Genomic DNA, 18510 nt, shown 5'->3' with positions numbered 1-18510 from the left:
AAACAGCTACATTCGCCAGCCGCTTTTACCTCCAACTTTGCCCGCACAGTAAAGGGTCGCCACAATGCGCCTCACCATCAGACAACTGCAGATTTTCCTGGCCGTAGCACAATCCGGCAGCACCACTGCAGCTTCCGAGCAACTGGCATTGTCGCAATCGGCGACCAGCGCAGCGTTGAATGAACTGGAGAATCTGCTGGATTGCCGTTTGTTCGACCGAGTCGGCAAGCGCCTGGTCCTGAACGACAATGGCCGCGTGTTGTTGCCGCAGGCGGGGCAGGTGGTGGATGCCGCCAAGACGATTGAGCAGCAGTTCCTGATGCCCGGCATGGCGCAGGGGGGCGGTCTGCACATCGGCTCCAGCACCACCATCGGCAGCTACCTGCTGCCGTCGCTGATCGCGTCCTACCGCCAGCAGCACAGCGAGCTGCAGGTGCGCGTGACGATTGCCAATACTGCGGATATCGTTGCGGCGGTGGTCAATTTCGAAGTCGATGTCGGCCTGATCGAGGGACCTTGTCATGCCTCGGATTTGCAGGTCGAGCCGTGGATGGTCGACGAATTGTTGATCGTCAGCTCGCCGCAGCATCCGATTGCCGTTGGCGACAAGAAGATCGGTGTGGAGCAATTGCGCGCTGCCGAGTGGCTGCTGCGCGAGCCGGGTTCAGGCACCCGCGAAGCGGTCGAACAGGCTTTGCTGCCGCATCTGCATCATTTGCAGCAGAGCTGCGAGTTCGGCAATTCGGAAGCGATCAAACACGCCGCCGCCGCCGGACTTGGCATCAGTTGCCTGTCGCATGCGGTGGTCGAGGATTTCCTGCAAAGCGGGCGATTGGTTGCCCTCAACACTACGCTGCCGCGCTTGCATCGGCATTTCTACCTGATCCATAGCAAGCACAAGATCCTCTCCCTGCGGCTGATGCAGTTCCTGGCTTTCTGTCGCGGCTGGTCTTGAACGACCCCAGCTCGCAGGCACGGGCGACCATATTTCCAAATAAATTATCAAAAGATGTTTTCTGAAAACTTGTTTGTTTTTATAAAAGCAAACTTGTGAGGACGAAAATGTCAAAAGCAGTCAAGTTTTTATAGTGATATGGATTTCCCGTTTTGTTTTGCGCGATGCAGGCCAGCTGCGGCGGGTCTGAATCAATTGTCGGCGGTGGCTTGCGTTTTCCCGCTAATTTCGAATCCGGCAACTTGCTAGTCTCCAAACAGATCGATCGTCAAGGTCTTGCCTGGGAACTGGCTTTACGGAACGATAATGCGGACTTCCCGGACAGCTTCCGCATCTCGAAGTAATCCTGGGTGTGGATACCCACGTTGCGGCAGTCATCAGTCACGCTGGCAAACTTATCGGAACACTAGCCACACCAACTAACGCGAACGGTTATTTGACAATATTAGCTTGGGCTCGCTCTCTGGGCTACATTCGGCGTGCGGGCGTTGAAGGCACCGGTACGTATGGTGCAGGCCTTGCTCGCGTGTTACGTGAGCAAGGAGTTGAGGTTCTGGAAGTGAATCGTCCCAATCGCGCTAAGCGCAGATTGCAGGGTAAGTCAGATCCCACCGATGCAGAGAATGCGGCACGTTCGGTGCTTGCTGGAGAGGCGACCGCAATTCCAAAATTCCAGTCTGGGGCTGCAGAAGCGATGCGGATCATTTCCGTTGCCAGGTGCCGCGCTGTGAAGGCTAAGACTCAAACGATCAACCAATTGCGGGCGATACTGATCAGTGCTCCTCAAGATATCCGTGAACGGCTTTGGAAAACAAAACCTGAGCAATGCATTGCCGGGTGCGCGCATCTCCGGCCTTTAGGGACGACGACACTCTTGCAGACATTAACCAGCACACTTCGTCTGCTAGCAAAACGCTGGCTTATGCTAGCGGACGAATTGAAGGAATTCGATACCCAATTGGAGCAACCAACACGTCGGTCTGCACCGCATCTTCGAGAACAGTTCGGTGTGGGGCCTCAGACAGCTGCCACGTTGATTGCTGTTGCCGGCGATAACCCCGAGCGACTACGCAGTGAATCAGCACTTGCCGCGTTATGTGGCGCCAGTCCGTTACCGGCATCATCAGGAAAAACCATACAGCATCGACTTAATCGTGGTGGTGATCGATCGACAAACAATGCATTGTGGACCATCGCCATGGTGCGAATGCGGAGTGAGCCACGCACGCGTGCTTACGTAGTGCGTCGCACGGCGGAAGGACTTTCAACAAAAGAAATTCAACGATGTTTGAAGCGCTATATTATTCGTGAACTATATCCGCTCATTCTTGCCGATTTAGCAGATGCGGCGAAGATTTCTTGACATAGGAGCGTCACTCGCCGACCGAGAGCTGGTTCAACAGCTTCAAGAACGAGCGCAACCACGGCCTTCGCTACACCACCCAGGCCGAAATGAAGGCGGTCAGCTTCGAATACATTGAGGTGTTTTACAATCGCAAGCGACAGCATTCTACCTTCGGTTATAAATCGCCGGTCCAGTTTCTACAGAGCTGGATCAGTGAGCAGAATCAGAATAGACAGGTTGCATAGGAATAACCTGTTGGAAGACGGAACCTCAGACCGTGCCATTGCATGTTTTTGTCCCAAGGATCCATGATTTTTTAACGCAGCATTGCAGCGTTGTATTGTTTCCAGTGCGTCGTACGATATTTGGCTAGTGCAGGTTTTATCATGCTCGCAACTTACCCACTCCTCATCAAAATTCGTCACGACAAACCGGGATTTATGCAGCAAAGCTCCAGATACTCTTAAGTATTCAACTAGCAAATTATTATCTTCAATAATGGTCGAATTTTTGGTGCTAATCTCGGCCGGGAAAATTTGGAACGCTTCACTCCAGGTTTTCTTTTGTGATGTTCATAAAAGGCGACGGTGCGACACATACAAGGGTGTAGATGTCTTGTAGTTTGTGCGTCGACGAATTGGATGTTGCCATCAAATGCCCCAATATTGATCAAGCAAAAAGTACGCATGGGTGTGAGGCCCAAGCGAGCCAAATCGCGCATGACATATTCACTTTTTATAAAGGAAGGTACGCCGAAAGATTACGTTGGAAATTGAGTGTACTGACAAAACATACCTGCCTGTGATCGCGCAAATCTTACTTCGAACTCTCTGATATAAAGATTTTGAGTCAACAGATTTCGTCTGTCAGATGGTGATCCATATATCTCGGTTGCGCAACGAGACTGGAGCTACGTGGGAGGCATTTCTGACTTTCAGAACGCTCACATCCCCTCGTAAACAGGACGCATCCATATTCAAATGACTAAAAAATCACCGATATCTGGCCCCCGCAATCCGGGCGATCTGGACCCTACGTTCGGGGTTGATGGCAAAGTTCTGTTAGAGCCACACGAAAACAGTAGTGACTTCACCAGCATAGCGGCTGACGTGGTTCTAGGCTCGAATGGGACTCTGTATATAACAGGTACTGCGACCGATCTGACGAACATAAGACAGCCGTACTACACTATATCGGCTCTGCACCCCGACGGTAGTCTGGATGCGAGATTCAATAGCGATGGAAGACTACTTGGAAGTTACCACCAGCCAGATGACCCAACAGAGACTGTTCGCTCATCAGCAAATAAAATCGCTTTTATAGAGGCCAACGCAAACGATCCTGCCAAATTGCTGGTATTGGGGACAGTCGGCCTCCTTAACCCGGGTCCCGGATATTCGGTGAGTTTCTATCCCGCATTGGCACGTTATACGTTGGACGGCCATTTGGATAATACCTTTGGCGAATTAGGCAATGGACATGCAATTTTCCCCGGACTAGAAGGCGAGCGATTGAAGAAGTCCAGCTTTGCCGGCTTGGCAGTTCCGGCGAACGCCGGGATAAGTCAGGACAAGCCACGGGATTTTATTTGGCCGCAAGATATCAATGTCAACTGGGCGCGACATAACGGAAAAATATATGTCATGGGCCTGAAGGCAGATGGAAGTGGAACGGTAGTAGTGTGTTTTCACGACAATGGTTTGGTGGATTGGAGTTTCGGTACTGATGGTATGGTTATTTTGAAGCCATTTGTACCGTCAGGAGGAACATCACCTTGGAATGTTCAGATGAAAGCAATGCACCCCACTGAAAAAGGATTATTGCTAGGTGGATACAGCGGAGAGCGCGGGCTAACAGCTCTGTTTGCCCGGGTTACTTATGACGGGCGCCTCGATGGCAGCTTTGGAAAAGACGGCTATGAGTACGATATGAATAGTCAATTTCAACGAGCGCTCGCACTCTTGGCAACTCGCACTGGCCATATTCTGGCCGCGGGGATGGGAGTCGATGACGAGGGGGTCTGGACGGTGGGGGGGCTTTGTGGCATAGACGCCGAGGGACGGCCGGATAAGGGGTTTAACAACGGAAAACCCTTATTGAGCTCAATGATGAGACGCGGGGAGGCGTGGACAGGAGTGGCGGACGCGGACGGGAAATTCGCGGTTATCGGCAGATATGCCGGGCCTTCAGAGCAAGGCAATGTCGGAGGAATACTGGTGGGACGTTTTCTGCCGCATGGTGAGTTTGACCCCGATTTTGGAGCGCTTGAATCTGATGGTATTCGCAAAGGCTGGGTTGCATTTCCTCTATTAGCCGACGTCGACGCGTCTGGACTTTTGGTGGAGGGGGAGCGGATTTTTGTGGTCGGCGCCGAGTTACCGCCCGAAAGTAGTAAGCATAGTGCATACATCATGTGTGTGAAGGGCTAGCGCTGATCTTTTTTAGGTTTTTGACCCGCGCGTCTTCATCATGGAGATGATCAGGGTCGCGATCTGTGATGGTCCTGAAAGGAAAGTTCGAAAACCTGTTGCACGCTGCAATCTCGACACTGTGACGCTCGTCCTGCTCTCGTACGGCTGCTTTCCTCCTGTCGACCTTGTAGCGTTTTCCACGGCTTTTCGAGGCCGTGGAATTGACTGGCATGAACGATGGAAATTTACCTCTATCCGGGGCTGTTCATTGATTGTTGTCAATACAGTATGTTTCATTTATCGGCACCTTGAGTAAGCAACAATATGTAAGCGACGATATCGTCGTTCGCGGCGTCGCAATCGCGTGAAGCGAGCACAAAACATCAAGGCCGAGCCGCGATGGCGATTATACCGGGGCTGTAACTAGTGACTTCGTTAGCTCCGGGGTACCTGCCTGCGTCAGAATACCTTGGCCTTCCACAGGTAGAACAGGAGCTGCGAGCAGCTGGCAGCGACCATCCAAGTCACATACACTGTGGCGAGCCAGCCTCTTCTCATCTGTGTCGAACCTGCGAACCCTGGCTTGATTGTGGCGTCGGCCACAATCAGTTGTTGGTCATGAGAACGTTGCGGTTATTTCAAGCCAATTTCCGACATCGTTGATACGGGACTCGAGCCGCAAACGGTTGAGGTCGCGACATAGGCCTTGGATTTTCCCCTGTAACTCAGGACACCATGACACCGTTAAGTTAGTAACGCCGCGCGGCGCCTGAACTCCCTGGCAAAGCGGTATTGCAAGGCACTGCGCGGATGGCGCTCATTGCAATGTTCAAATCTGGCGTGCCACCAGGAACACAGATTTCCCAGCCTCGAATGTCTGCTGGACAATCGCTAGCTTCTCCTGGGGTGTGCGCCGCCGGCGCCGCTCTGGCTCCGTCAATACTTCGAACTGTTCAATATTTTGCATAGGCTTAAAACTAGTCACAAGACTAGCTCTTATTTCAGAGGTGTTCCGGTGTGCTGTGATTCAATGGGCTAATCCACGGCTGAGAAACTGAATTGTTCGGTGCTTGTTTGTGATCTTTCTTTGACGCCGGACGCCTGTCCTGGCTTGCAGGGGATGAACATTCCACCTAGAAGCGCGTGTTGCCTACTGCTCTCAAAAGATTTCCATTAAAACGATATCGAAAAAGATATCACTTTGAATAAAAAAGTGATTAGTAAGAGCAGCCAAGTGTTTTTACACTGGGGGGCGGTATTTATTCTCATGCAAGCGGGTTGGAAGCGTCATGAAGGTATTTACGTTCTCGATATGGGATATCGAAAAAGGTATCTTATCGATTAAAAAAATCATTTGTTTGATATCGATCAAATTCGTAATATAGCGGGAAATTGAGCAGGAAAAATGATCGAGAAAGGTCTATATTGATAGATTCGTGATTGCTGTTTGGAAACTTGGCGCCGTCCTGGTGTACAAGTCTTTCAGCAGGAACCAAGTCGCAAAGAAAGTAGCAGAGACAAGTATTCCGTAACAGATGCGCTTTGCCGGAGATTCCAAAGCAAGGCCACAATAACTAAAGGAGACAAGCTGTGAAAATGATTAAAACGACGATTGTTGGATTGTTGATTGGCGCGTTCGGTCTGGTATCCCAGGCTAGTGCGCAGGACAAGGGCTTGATCGGTATCTCGATGCCGACCAAATCTTCCGCGCGCTGGATCGCCGATGGCGACAATATGGTCAAGGTGTTCAAGGAAAAAGGTTACAAGACCGATCTGCAATACGCCGAAGACGACATCCCGAATCAATTGGCGCAGATTGAAAACATGGTGACCAAGGGCGTGAAAGTCCTGGTGATCGCCGCAATCGACGGTACTACACTGACCAATGCCTTGCAAAAGGCGGCCGACAAGGGCGTCAAGATCATCGCTTATGATCGCCTGATCCGTAACTCCAAGAACGTTGATTACTACGCTACCTTCGATAACTTCCAGGTCGGCGTGCTGCAGGCCAGCTACATCGAAAAGGCGCTGGATCTGAAGGGCGGAAAAGGCCCATTCAATATCGAACTGTTCGGCGGTTCGGCTGATGATAACAACGCCTTCTTCTTCTACAACGGCGCGATGTCGGTGCTGCAGCCGTACATCGACAAAGGCAAGCTGGTAGTGCGCAGCAAGCAGACCGGCATGGACAAGGTTTCCACTTTGCGCTGGGATGGTGCGGTCGCCCAGGCGCGCATGGATAACCTGCTCAGCGCTTATTACGGCAACGCCCATGTGGATGCAGTGCTGTCGCCGTATGACGGCATCAGTATCGGTATCCTGTCGTCGCTCAAAGGCGTCGGCTATGGCACTCCTAAGCAACCTATGCCTGTCGTGACAGGCCAGGACGCCGAGATTCCTTCGGTCAAATCGATCTTGCGCGGCGAGCAGCGCCAGACCGTGTTCAAGGACACGCGTGAACTGGCCAAGGTAACGGCTGGGATGGTCGACGCGGAGTTGAGCGGCAAGACACCGGCCATTAACGATACCAAGACCTATAACAATGGCGTCAAGGTCGTGCCTTCCTATCTGTTGAAACCTGTCAGCGTTGACGCTTCCAACTGGAAGCAGGTACTGATCGGCAGCGGTTATTACACTGAAAGCCAGATTAAATAAGAATCAAGTCAGTCGTTTCAAAACGATTGAAAGGAATATCTTGTTTGGCCGGAGGTTGCAGTACGCCTGGCGCTGCTGCAACCTCCGTTTGTCAGGCGCCGGCGTCATTGTGCGCAGTATGAGGTAAGTGAGGTAACACAGATGGAAACCATCCTGGAGATGCGCGGGATCGGGAAGACATTCCCGGGAGTCAAAGCATTAGACAATGTCAATCTGAAGGTGCGCAACGGCGAGATCCACGCTGTGGTCGGCGAAAACGGCGCAGGAAAATCAACCTTGATGAAGGTGCTGAGCGGGGTCTATCCGCATGGCTCTTACACCGGCGATATCCACTATCAAGGACAAACACGGAAGTTCGAAGGCATTGCCGACAGCGAAGAATGCGGCATCATCATCATCCATCAGGAACTGGCGCTGGTTCCTCTGTTGTCGATCACCGAAAATATTTTCCTGGGTAATGAGCAAGCCACGAACGGTGTGATTGACTGGGCCGGTTCGTATGCCAAGACCAAGGAGCTGCTGGCAAAAGTCGGCCTCAAGGAATCGCCCAACGCACTGATCACCAACCTCGGCGTCGGCAAACAACAACTGATTGAAATCGCCAAGGCGCTATCCAAGCAAGTCAAATTGCTGATCCTCGATGAGCCGACCGCCAGCCTGAATGAAAGCGACAGCGACGCTTTGCTTGAGTTGCTACTGGAACTCAAGGCGCAGGGTATTTCCTCGATCCTGATCTCGCATAAACTCAACGAAATTTCTAAAGTCGCCGATTCGATCACGATTCTGCGCGACGGCAGCACCGTCGATACCCTCGATTGCCACAAAGAGGTGATCAGCGAAGACCGCATCATCCAGAACATGGTTGGCCGCGAGATGGCTGATCGCTATCCCAAACGCAGCCCGCAGATTGGCGAGACCATTTTCGAGGTCAAGCAATGGAGTGTGCATCACCCGATCCATCCGGAGCGGCAGGTGATCAAGGGCGTCGATTTTCATGTCAAGAAGGGCGAGATCGTCGGCATCGCCGGCCTGATGGGCGCCGGGCGCACCGAACTGGCGATGAGCATTTTCGGACGCGCCTACGGCCAGCGCATCAGCGGCAAGGTTTTCTTGCGCGGCAAGGAAATCGATGTCAGCACCGTACAGAAAGCTATCGACAACGGCATCGCCTATGTCACCGAAGATCGCAAAGGTTACGGCCTGATCCTCGACCAGGACATCAAGAAGAACATCTCGCTGGCCAATCTCGATGGCGTGGCGGACAACTCCGTGATCGACGAAGGGCGTGAATATTCGGTAGCGGCGGATTATCGCCGCAAATTGAAAATCCGCTGCGCCAACGTGTTTCAGAAAGTGCTGAACCTGTCGGGCGGCAACCAGCAGAAGGTGGTGCTCAGCAAATGGCTGTTCTCCAATCCGGATGTACTGATACTGGATGAACCCACGCGCGGTATCGATGTCGGCGCCAAGTACGAGATTTACACCATCATCAGCCAGCTGGCGAACGAAGGAAAATGCATCATCATGATTTCATCGGAAATGCCGGAACTGCTTGGCATGTGCGACCGCGTCTATGTGATGAACGAGGGTAATTTCGTCGGCGAACTGACGGCGGCGGAAGCATCCCAGGAAAAAATCATGCGCGCGATCGTGCGGAATGTGAAGAACGGAGACAATTGAAATGAACCACAAAGTCGCAACTGCAGAGACCCAGCCGCCGGTCCTGGCAGACAAGAAAGATTACGCCGGCTTCCTGAAGAACAACATGCGCGAATACGGCATGCTGATGTCGTTGATCGCGATCATGGCGTTCTTCCAGTACATGACCGACGGCACCCTGATGCAGCCGTTAAATCTGACTAACCTGGTACTGCAAAACAGCTACATCGTCATCATGGCGCTCGGCATGCTGATGGTCATCGTGGCCGGTCATATCGACTTGTCGGTCGGCTCGGTGGTGGGTTTCATCGGCGCGCTGGCGGCGGTGCTGATCGTCAATCTGCACATGAATTTTGTCTTGGCCAGCATCCTGTGCATCCTGGCCGGCGGTGCGATCGGCGCGGCGCAGGGCTATTGGGTGGCGTTTTTCAAGATTCCGTCATTCATCGTCACGCTGGCCGGCATGCTGGTGTTCAAGGGATTGACGCTGGCGCTGTTGCAGGGACAGTCGGTCGGTCCGTTCCCGGATGATTTCCAGATGCTGAGTTCGGGTTTCATTCCGGATTTTTTCGGCGGCGCAGATTTGCGTATTACCTCGTTGGTGGTCGGCGTGCTGGTCGCCGCTGTCATGATCGTGGTCAAAGTGCGTCACCGCGCCAAGCAGGTCAAGCACGGGATGGAGGACGAGCCACAGTTGTTCTTCATATTGAAAAACGGCATATTTGCCGCCGTCATCATTTTCTTCAGCTACCTGTTGGCTTCCTATAAAGGGATGCCGAACGTCCTGATCGTCATGTTCCTGTTGATGGTGGCTTATACCTTCATCGCCAATCGCACCACCATCGGCCGTCGCATCTATGCGGTCGGCGGTAACGAGAAGGCCGCCAAGCTGTCGGGCATCAAGACCTCGCGTGTGTCTTTCTATACCTTCATCAACATGGGCATGCTGGCAGCGCTGGCCGGCTTGATCTTCGCGGCGCGCCTGAATACCGCCACGCCGAAAGCCGGTACCGGCTTCGAACTGGATGTGATTGCAGCCTGCTTCATCGGTGGCGCTTCGGCATCCGGTGGTGTCGGCAAGGTGATGGGCGCGGTGATCGGCGCGTTCGTGATGGGCGTGATGAACAACGGCATGTCGATCATGGGTATCGGCATCGATTATCAACAGGTGATCAAAGGCCTGGTCTTGCTGGCCGCGGTATTTGTCGACGTCTACAACAAGAACAAATAACGCTATCGCTGCGGAGCATGCGTCCGCAGCGGCGATTTTCCAATACAAAAGCTGGCATCCATCACGGTGCGGCCGGATGCCGTCCAATTTCAGGATTTCAAGAGGAAACCACAGATGACTGTCGATAAAAAACGTCCATTGCGTTCCGCCGAATGGTTTGGCAGTAACGACAAAAACGGCATGATGTACCGCAGCTGGATGAAGAATCAGGGAATCCCTGATCATGAATTCCAGGGCAAGCCGATCATCGGCATCTGCAACACCTGGTCCGAACTGACGCCTTGCAATGCGCACTTTCGCAAGATTGCTGAACACGTCAAACGCGGTATTTCCGAAGCCGGCGGCTTCCCTGTGGAGTTCCCGGTATTCTCCAACGGCGAATCGAACCTGCGACCGACCGCGATGCTGACTCGCAACCTGGCCAGCATGGATGTGGAAGAGTCGATCCGCGGTAATCCGATGGACGCGGTGGTGCTGCTGGTTGGCTGCGACAAGACCACCCCGGCGCTGTTGATGGGCGCCGCCAGTTGCGACATTCCAGCGATTGTGGTGACCGGCGGGCCGATGTTGAACGGCAAGCACGAAGGCAAGGATCTCGGTTCCGGAACCGCTGTTTGGCAGTTGAGCGAAGCGGTCAAGGGCGGCCAGATCAGCATGCATCAATTCCTCTCGGCGGAAGCCGGTATGTCGCGTTCGGCCGGTACCTGCAACACGATGGGCACTGCTTCAACCATGGCTTGCATGGCCGAAGCGCTTGGCACTTCACTGCCGCACAATGCCGCGATTCCCGCAGTCGATGCGCGCCGCTACGTGCTGGCGCATATGTCGGGCATGCGCATTGTCGACATGGTGTGGGAAGACCTGCGCCTGTCGAAAATCCTGACGCGAGAAGCATTTGAAAATGCGATCCGGGTCAATGCTGCGATTGGCGGTTCAACCAATGCCGTGATCCATTTGAAAGCGATTGCTGCGCGCATCGGCGTGCCGCTGGAACTGGAAGACTGGACCCGCATCGGCCGCGGCACGCCGACGCTGGTCGACCTGCAACCGTCCGGCCGTTTCCTGATGGAAGAGTTCTACTATGCCGGCGGCCTGCCTGGCGTGTTGCGCCGCCTGGGTGAAGCCGGCTTGTTGCCGCACAAGGATGCATTGACAGTCAACGGCAAATCGATCTGGGACAACAACCTTGACGCGCCGATCTACAACGACGAAGTGATCCGCGTGATCGACAAGCCGCTGATCGCCGATGGCGGCATCTGCATCTTGCGCGGCAATTTGGCGCCGCGCGGCGCGGTGCTCAAGCCTTCTGCTGCATCGCCGGAGCTGATGAAGCATCGCGGCAAGGCCGTGGTGTTCGAAGACTTCGCGCATTACAAGGAGCGCATCAACGATCCGGAATTGGATGTCGACGCCAGTTCGGTACTGCTGATGAAGAATTGCGGCCCCAAGGGTTATCCCGGCATGGCCGAGGTCGGCAACATGGGTTTGCCGCCGAAGCTGCTGGCGCAAGGAGTCAAGGACATGGTGCGGATTTCCGATGCTCGCATGAGCGGCACCGCTTACGGCACGGTGGTCTTGCATGTGGCGCCGGAAGCTGCTGCCGGCGGTCCGCTGGGAATCGTCGAGGATGGCGACTGGATCGAGCTCGATTGCGAAGCCGGGCGTTTGCACCTGGATATCAGCGATGCCGAGATGGCGCGGCGCCAGGCGGCAAGGGCCGAGGTCAACGCCGCGCATGCCGAGGCGACCGCGATGAAGGGCGGCTATCAAAGTTTGTATATAGATCGGGTATTGCAAGCTGATGAAGGCTGCGATTTCGATTTCCTGGTCGGCTGCCGCGGTTCGGCGGTTCCCAAGCATTCACATTAAGTAGCTACGCAGACTGGAGAAACACATGTTGCTGGTGCAATTCAAGCAGGCCGACGGCGCACGTCGGATTGGGGTGCTGGAGGACGAGGGACGGCAGATCCGCGTCGTTGAAGGCTACGCTACCACCTATGATCTGGCGCAAGCTGCAATTTCCCGCCGCAGTTCACTGTCCAGCCTGGTCGACGCGGCGCTCGGCACCACTGTGTTGGAATATGCGACGGTTGCGCGTGCCGGCCGCCTGCTGGCGCCGCTCGATCACGGCGACGCTGCGCATTGCTATGTCACCGGCACTGGTTTGACGCATCTGGGCAGCGCCGACGGCCGCGATGCGATGCATAAGAAAGTCAACGATGTCGACAACCTGACCGACAGCATGAAGATGTTTCGCATGGGGCTGGAAGGCGGCAAGCCGGCAGCGGGTGAAATCGGCGTGCAGCCGGAATGGTTTTACAAGGGCGACGGCAGCATCGTCTGCGCTGGCGAACAACCACTGACGATGCCGCATTTCGCATTGGACGGTGGCGAGGAACCGGAGATTGCCGCGCTTTATGTGATCGGCCCGGATGGCGCGCCGTACCGGCTCGGCTTTGCGATCGGTAACGAGTTTTCCGATCATGTCACCGAGCGCCAGAACTATCTCTATCTGGCGCATTCCAAGCTGCGGGTGTGCGCAGTTGGCCCGGCTTTGCTGGTGGGCGATTTGCCGCCGCATGTGGAGGGCATGTCGCGCATTCGCGACAAGGATGGGCAGGTGCGCTGGGAAAAACCGTTTGTCAGCGGCGAACAGAACATGTCGCATACGGTCGCCAATCTGGAGTATCACCATTTCAAATATCCGCTGTTCCGGCGTCCGGGCGATGTGCATATCCATTTCTTCGGCACGGCGACGCTGAGCTGTTCCGATGGCATCGAGGTCGCGCCTGGCGAGACATTTGAAATCGACGTTGCCGCTTTCGGTCCGCCATTGCGCAACCGTCTGGCGGTTCAAGAGTTGCCGGCGCCGGTGATCCATCAGCTTTAAATTCGTCAGCTTTAAGCTGTAGATATATCTAGTCAGGAAAAACATGAACATTACAGGCGAGTCGCTGATCGGCGCCTCCAGCATCAAAGGTGGCGGCGCGGATTTTTTTGCGTTCGATCCGGGTACCGGAAAAAATATCGAGCCGGCATTCCACACCGCCGGCAAAGCCGAGATTGACTGCGCCTGCGAGCTGGCCCGGATCGCTTTCGATCCGTATCGCGCCACCAGCCAGGAAGCGCGCGCCCGCTTCCTGGAAGCCATCGCGCAAAACATCGTCGAGCTCGGCGATCAATTGATAGAACGGGCGATGAGCGAGAGCGGCTTGCCGAAAGCAAGGCTGGAAGGCGAACGCGGCCGCACGGTTGGCCAGCTCAAGCTGTTTGCCGAAGTGTTGCGCGAAGGGTCGTGGCAGGATGCGCGCATCGATCCGGCGCTGCCGGAACGTCAACCGTTGCCGCGCGTGGATTTGCGTCTGCGCATGATTGCGCTGGGGCCGGTCGCGGTGTTTGGCGCCAGCAATTTCCCATTGGCGTTTTCAGTCGCAGGCGGTGACACAGCCGCGGCGCTGGCGGCCGGTTGCCCGGTCGTAGTGAAAGCGCATCCTGCGCATCCAGGTACTTCTGAACTGGTGGGCCGGGCAATTCAAAAAGCGGTTGCAGCGGCGGGTTTGCCGGAAGGTGTGTTTTCGCTGCTGACTGGCATCGGCAACGAACTGGGTACGGAATTGGTGCGTCATCCTGCCATTCAGGCCGTCGGCTTTACCGGTTCGCGCCACGGCGGTTTGGCATTGATGGCGGTTGCCGCCGCACGACCACAGCCGATTCCGGTGTATGCCGAAATGAGCAGCATCAACCCGGTTTTCCTGTTGCCGCACGCGCTGGCTGAAAAGGCCGAAGCGCTGGCGAGCGGGTTTGTCGATTCGCTGGTGCTGGGCGTTGGCCAGTTCTGCACCAATCCCGGCCTGGTGTTGGGGCTGCAAGGCCCTGACCTGGAGCGTTTCCAATCTGCGGCCGCTGATCAACTGGCGCAGCGCAATGCTGCCACCATGCTGACTGCCGGCATTCATCAAGCCTATCAAAAAGGTGTCGGCCGTCTTGCTGCAAACTCCAGGGTGCGCCAGCTCAGCCAGGGCGTCGCTGCCGATGCTGGCTGCAAAGGTGTGCCAACCCTGTTTGCGACCAGTGCCCGCGATTTTCTTAACGATCCGCAGTTGTCGGAAGAAATATTTGGTCCGGCCTCTTTGCTGATCAGTTGCCGCGATATCGCCGAGATGCGCGAAGTGGCAGAGCATCTGGAAGGGCAATTGACCGCGACCTTGCAGATGGCGAATGGCGACCATGAGGTGGTGCGCGAGCTGTTGCCGGTGCTGGAACGCAAAGTCGGGCGCATCCTGGCGAATGGCTTTCCGACTGGGGTCGAAGTATCGTACGCCATGGTGCATGGCGGCCCGTTCCCGGCCACCTCCGACAGCCGCGCGACCTCGGTCGGCGCAACATCTATTCAACGCTTCCTGCGGCCGGTGTCGTATCAGAACCTGCCGCAGGATTTGCTACCGGCGGCGCTGCAGGACGATAATCCCCTGGGTATCTGGCAACGCGTCAACGGTCAGCTGAGCTATCGCTAGAATCATGGCATGCCTTGCATGCGTCACATTGAACAGGAGTGGATATGTCCGCAGTAAAAGAAATTTCCAATGGCCAGCTGGCGCATTTTCCCAGCCTGAAGGGAAAGACCGTTTTTGTCACCGGTGGCGGTAGCGGCATTGGCGAAGCGATTGTCAGCGCGTTTTCCGAGCAGGGCGCACGCGTGGCTTTTGTCGACATCGCAGTCGAGGCCAGTGAGGCCTTGTGCGATAAGCTGGCCGCGGCGGGTTTCGTCAAACCGTTGTTCCGCCACTGCGACATCCGCGACATCGCGGCCCTGCAGTCGACCATCGGTGAGCTTGCGCAAGAGCTGGGCGATTTCGATGTGCTGGTCAACAATGCCGCAAACGACCAGCGCCATCAGCTGGAAGATGTCACCGTAGAGTTTTACGACAACGGCATCGCGATCAACCAGCGTCCGCTGTTTTTTACTTGCCAGGCAGTAGCCCCGGGCATGAAAAAGAAGGGCGGCGGCTCGATCATCAATCTGAGTTCGATCAGCTGGCACCTGTCGAACGGCGGTTACCCGGTGTACACCACCGCGAAGTCAGCCGTCATCGGCCTGACGCGCGGCCTGGCGCGTGATCTCGGGCCACACAATATCCGCGTCAATACCGTCTCGCCGGGATGGGTGATGACCGAGCGGCAGATTGCCTTGTGGCTGGATGCCGCTGGCGAGGAAGAGATCAAACGCAACCAGTGCCTGCCGGGCAAATTGCAGCCCTGGCATCTGGCGCGCATGGTGCTGTTCCTGGCCGCCGACGACAGCGTGATGTGCACCGCACAGGAATTTATCGTCGACGCCGGCTGGGCGTGAGATTGTCGCAGACCTTAATAGATTTGCGCAGCGACGTCGCGTATCGTCTGCTGCAGCATGGTGGCGGCTGGCGATAGAATTTGATGGCGGCGGGTGATGATGCCGAAGCCGTCCATCTTGCAAGGCAATTCGATCGGCAAGATCGCCAGCACATTCACCTGGGCGTAAAAACGCGCCACTTCGGCCGGCATCACATGCAGGAAATCGGTTTGCTGCAGCAGGCTGCCGATCACCAGGATGGCAGTAGTGTCGACCACGTTGGCCGGTGGCGTCAGGCCATCCTTGTGGAACATCATGTCGACCCGGTGCCGCAACACGCTGCCCTTGGGCGGCAGGATCCAGCCGGCGTCGGCGATATCCTTCAGCTCCAGATTCGAAACATTGCGCAACGGATGATCAACCCGTGCGACCGCGCACACCGGTTCGTCGGACAACTCTTCATATTCGAGATTGCTGTTGTCTTCCTGGTCCAGGATGCGCGCCACCAGGAAGTCGAGCGAGCCGCGCTGCAGGCGTTCCAGCAGGATGTTGCTGCTCTCCACCTCGACGCCGATCCGCAGCATCGGCGCATGTTGCTTGAGCCGCGCAATCGCCGGCGGCAGCAACACCATGCCGGGCGACAGGATCGCGCCGACATTCACCTGTCCCGATAAACCCGATTTGAGCGCGGTGATGTCGTCGTGCGCTTGCGACAAACTGGTCAGCGCCATCCGCGAATGCCTAATCATGGCCTCGCCATAGATGGTCGGCCGCATGCCGCGCGGTAGTCGCTCGAACAGCTGCACGTCCAGCATGTCTTCCAGGTCTTTCAATTGCTTTGACGCGGCCGGTTGCGTCATGTTGAGTTCTTCCGCCGCGCGATGGATATTGCGTTCCTCGTCGAGTGCGATTAGCAACAGCAGTTGCCGGGTTTTCAGGCGGGCGCGGAGAAACCAGTTGGTGTCGTTGGCAGGCATGGTCGTCCCAGTGGTTGGTTTTTTTATATGCCGCCTGATCAGTCTGCGCTTTGGGCGACTAGATAGCAGCTAATAAATGATATCAAATTCCGTATTGATATGGCGTAAAAAATCATTTGATCGATATCAATGTAGTCCCTAACATGGGCGCACATGTTGCTGCTGCCGTGGCAATGCTCGGCGTAAGCTGAGCGGCTTCAGCGGCGGCATTTGCTTTAATATGCAGATGCCAGCGAGGTCAGGGAAACCTCGCTGGCATTGTTCTGGTTGCGATTGTTCGCTACCACCAAACCGAAGGAGCCAAAGGAATGATCGATCAAGCATGCGCCTCGCAGGTCGCACGGAATGACGGCAGGATTGGACGATGACAAGCACCAGCGCAAGCCTGTTGGTTGACGGTAAACATATGCTGGGTGAGGGCGTGCTGTGGTGCGATCGTACGCAGCGTTTGTTCTGGACCGATATTCTCGGCGCCACCCTGTGGCGCTACACGCCGGCCAGCGGTGAAACGCATAGCTGGCCGATGCCCGAGCGCTTGGCGACATTCGCATTGACCAATGACGACGACCGCCTGCTGCTGGGACTCGCTTCGCAATTGGCGTGGTTCACTTTTTCCACGCAAGTGGTGACGCCGATTTGCGCGGTCGAAGCGGATTTGCCGCACACTCGACTGAACGATGGCCGTTGCGATCGCTTCGGGCGTTTTGTGTTCGGCACCAAGAACGATGCGCCTGACCTGGCGCCTTGCTGCAGTTTCTATCGGCTTAACACCGATCTGACCTTGGAGAAGTTGCCGCTGCCATCAATAGCCATCAGTAACAGTATCGGCTTCAGTCCCGATGGTCGCATCATGTACTACTGCGATTCACCGACCAGGACGATTCGCTGCTGCGATTATGAAACCGGCGACGGTATTGTTAGTAACGATCGTTTGTTCGCCGATTTGCGACAACAGCCCGGCGTACCGGACGGTTCAACCGTCGATCGCGATGGCTATCTGTGGAATGCGCAATGGGGCGGATACCGCGTGTTGAGGTTGGCGCCGGACGGCAGTATCGACCGGATCGTCGAGGTTCCGGTGGCGCAGCCTAGCTGTGTCGCGTTGGGCGGCGCGCTGCTGGACACGCTGTATGTGACCACTGCACGGGAATCGCTCTCGGCGCAGGCTTTGCTGGTGGAGCCGACTGCCGGTGGCGTATTCGAGTTGCGGCTGACGGGTAGCTATGGCTTGCCGGAAAGCAGATTCGGCGCGTGATCGGCAAGGTTTGCCGACTTTCAGGCTACTTTGCAACTGCTACTGGTAAGTGATCGTCATGATGACCGGGCCGAGTGCGGTTCCTGTCGCCGCCTTGTTGGCGACCAGGCCCAGGCTGGTTTGGCCTTGTAACGCCACCCGGTAAGGAGCAGCTTCTTCAGTTCCAAGCGGCTTGCCGTCGCGTGTCAGGGAGATGGTTGCGGGGGAGTTGGCGCCAGGTCCGACGCGCTGAAACGCTACATCGAAAGCGCTGTGCCTGTCGCAATGAATGTTCACTTGCATCGCCGCCGGTCCGGAACTGTCGACCATGTTGGTGGCGCAAGGCGGTTCGACAATACTGCCGACAAAATGGATGGTGCCGCCATTGGTACCCGCGATTGCCACAGAGGCGAGAGGCAGCAAAATGAATGCCGCGGCCAATTTCAGTCGTGTAAATGTCATGTCTTTCCCCTCGTGCACTGTTGAAATTCCAAATGAATTTCCATGTAGAAATAGTACTACGTGGAAATTATACTTGGTGGAATTTCATTGGTTTTTATGAGGGAAACAATAAATTGCAATTCGCGACATGGGATTGAATTGCAGGAAAAACAATACTCAACTTAAAGTAACGTTGATCGCCTTAACGATAAAGCGGTTTTGTCGACGCTCAAAAAAGTGGGATGCGTTGCCAGTGAGGCATAGCCCGCAATG

Annotated in this window: 13 protein-coding genes and 2 pseudogenes; 12 read left to right on the top strand and 3 right to left on the bottom strand. The window is 55.5% G+C overall.

What is annotated here, in order from left to right; translation table 11 throughout:
• The first annotated feature begins 64 nt into the window (after positions 1-64).
• The 4 genes and pseudogenes from ACIPF8_RS11205 (at position 65) to ACIPF8_RS11190 (ending at position 4729) form a co-directional block, all read left to right on the top strand.
• Complete coding sequence (locus ACIPF8_RS11205) at positions 65-955, top strand: LysR family transcriptional regulator (protein WP_400420908.1); 891 nt, start codon at positions 65-67, stop codon at positions 953-955.
• Positions 956-1307: 352 nt separating this feature from the next.
• The gene (locus tag ACIPF8_RS11200) at positions 1308-2318 is read left to right on the top strand and encodes an IS110 family transposase (RefSeq protein ID WP_400420907.1); all 1011 of its coding nucleotides are present in this window, start codon (positions 1308-1310) and stop codon (positions 2316-2318) included.
• A gap of 11 nt (positions 2319-2329) precedes the next feature.
• Positions 2330-2545: pseudogene (locus ACIPF8_RS11195) on the top strand (IS3 family transposase); the annotation flags it as partial.
• Positions 2546-3280: 735 nt separating this feature from the next.
• A complete protein-coding gene (locus ACIPF8_RS11190) occupies positions 3281-4729 on the top strand; it encodes a hypothetical protein (RefSeq protein WP_400420906.1) in 1449 nt (482 codons plus the stop codon).
• 817 nt (positions 4730-5546) lie between these two features.
• On the opposite strand, the pseudogene ACIPF8_RS11185 reads toward ACIPF8_RS11190, so the two are convergent.
• Positions 5547-5678 (bottom strand): annotated as a pseudogene (locus ACIPF8_RS11185) (IS3 family transposase); the annotation flags it as partial.
• Positions 5679-6307: 629 nt separating this feature from the next.
• On the opposite strand from ACIPF8_RS11185, the gene chvE reads away from it, so the two are divergent.
• From chvE to ACIPF8_RS11150, 7 genes are all read left to right on the top strand, one after another.
• Complete coding sequence (gene chvE / locus ACIPF8_RS11180) at positions 6308-7366, top strand: multiple monosaccharide ABC transporter substrate-binding protein (RefSeq protein ID WP_061534008.1); 1059 nt, start codon at positions 6308-6310, stop codon at positions 7364-7366.
• A gap of 141 nt (positions 7367-7507) precedes the next feature.
• Complete coding sequence (gene mmsA / locus ACIPF8_RS11175; RefSeq protein ID WP_400420905.1) at positions 7508-9046, top strand: multiple monosaccharide ABC transporter ATP-binding protein; 1539 nt, start codon at positions 7508-7510, stop codon at positions 9044-9046.
• A gap of 1 nt (position 9047) precedes the next feature.
• Complete coding sequence (mmsB, locus tag ACIPF8_RS11170) at positions 9048-10256, top strand: multiple monosaccharide ABC transporter permease (RefSeq protein WP_400420903.1); 1209 nt, start codon at positions 9048-9050, stop codon at positions 10254-10256.
• Positions 10257-10370: 114 nt separating this feature from the next.
• Complete coding sequence (locus ACIPF8_RS11165; RefSeq protein WP_400420901.1) at positions 10371-12125, top strand: IlvD/Edd family dehydratase; 1755 nt, start codon at positions 10371-10373, stop codon at positions 12123-12125.
• A gap of 25 nt (positions 12126-12150) precedes the next feature.
• Positions 12151-13146, top strand: coding sequence for an AraD1 family protein (araD1, locus tag ACIPF8_RS11160; protein WP_400420899.1), 996 nt, complete (start codon positions 12151-12153; stop codon positions 13144-13146).
• Positions 13147-13189: 43 nt separating this feature from the next.
• Entirely contained in the window at positions 13190-14770 is a 1581-nt protein-coding gene (locus ACIPF8_RS11155; RefSeq protein ID WP_400420898.1) for an aldehyde dehydrogenase (NADP(+)), read from the top strand.
• Positions 14771-14814: 44 nt separating this feature from the next.
• Complete coding sequence (locus ACIPF8_RS11150) at positions 14815-15606, top strand: SDR family NAD(P)-dependent oxidoreductase (protein ID WP_400420896.1); 792 nt, start codon at positions 14815-14817, stop codon at positions 15604-15606.
• 14 nt (positions 15607-15620) lie between these two features.
• Here the strand turns inward: ACIPF8_RS11150 and ACIPF8_RS11145 are convergent, their stop codons facing one another.
• Positions 15621-16562, bottom strand: a complete 942-nt coding sequence (locus ACIPF8_RS11145; protein WP_400420895.1) for a LysR family transcriptional regulator — start codon at positions 16560-16562, stop codon at positions 15621-15623.
• A 364-nt stretch (positions 16563-16926) separates the two neighbouring features.
• Here ACIPF8_RS11145 and ACIPF8_RS11140 point away from each other — a divergent pair, with 364 nt between their 5' ends.
• Positions 16927-17817, top strand: a complete 891-nt coding sequence (locus ACIPF8_RS11140; protein WP_400420893.1) for an SMP-30/gluconolactonase/LRE family protein — start codon at positions 16927-16929, stop codon at positions 17815-17817.
• Between the two features lie 39 nt (positions 17818-17856).
• Here the strand turns inward: ACIPF8_RS11140 and ACIPF8_RS11135 are convergent, their stop codons facing one another.
• Complete coding sequence (locus tag ACIPF8_RS11135) at positions 17857-18258, bottom strand: hypothetical protein (RefSeq protein ID WP_400420891.1); 402 nt, start codon at positions 18256-18258, stop codon at positions 17857-17859.
• Positions 18259-18510: the final 252 nt, after the last annotated feature.

Origin of the sequence: Collimonas sp. NPDC087041 (assembly GCF_044745265.1) — a bacterium.
GTDB lineage: Bacteria > Pseudomonadota > Gammaproteobacteria > Burkholderiales > Burkholderiaceae_D > Collimonas.
This window is presented reverse-complemented; position numbering and strand designations above follow the sequence as displayed.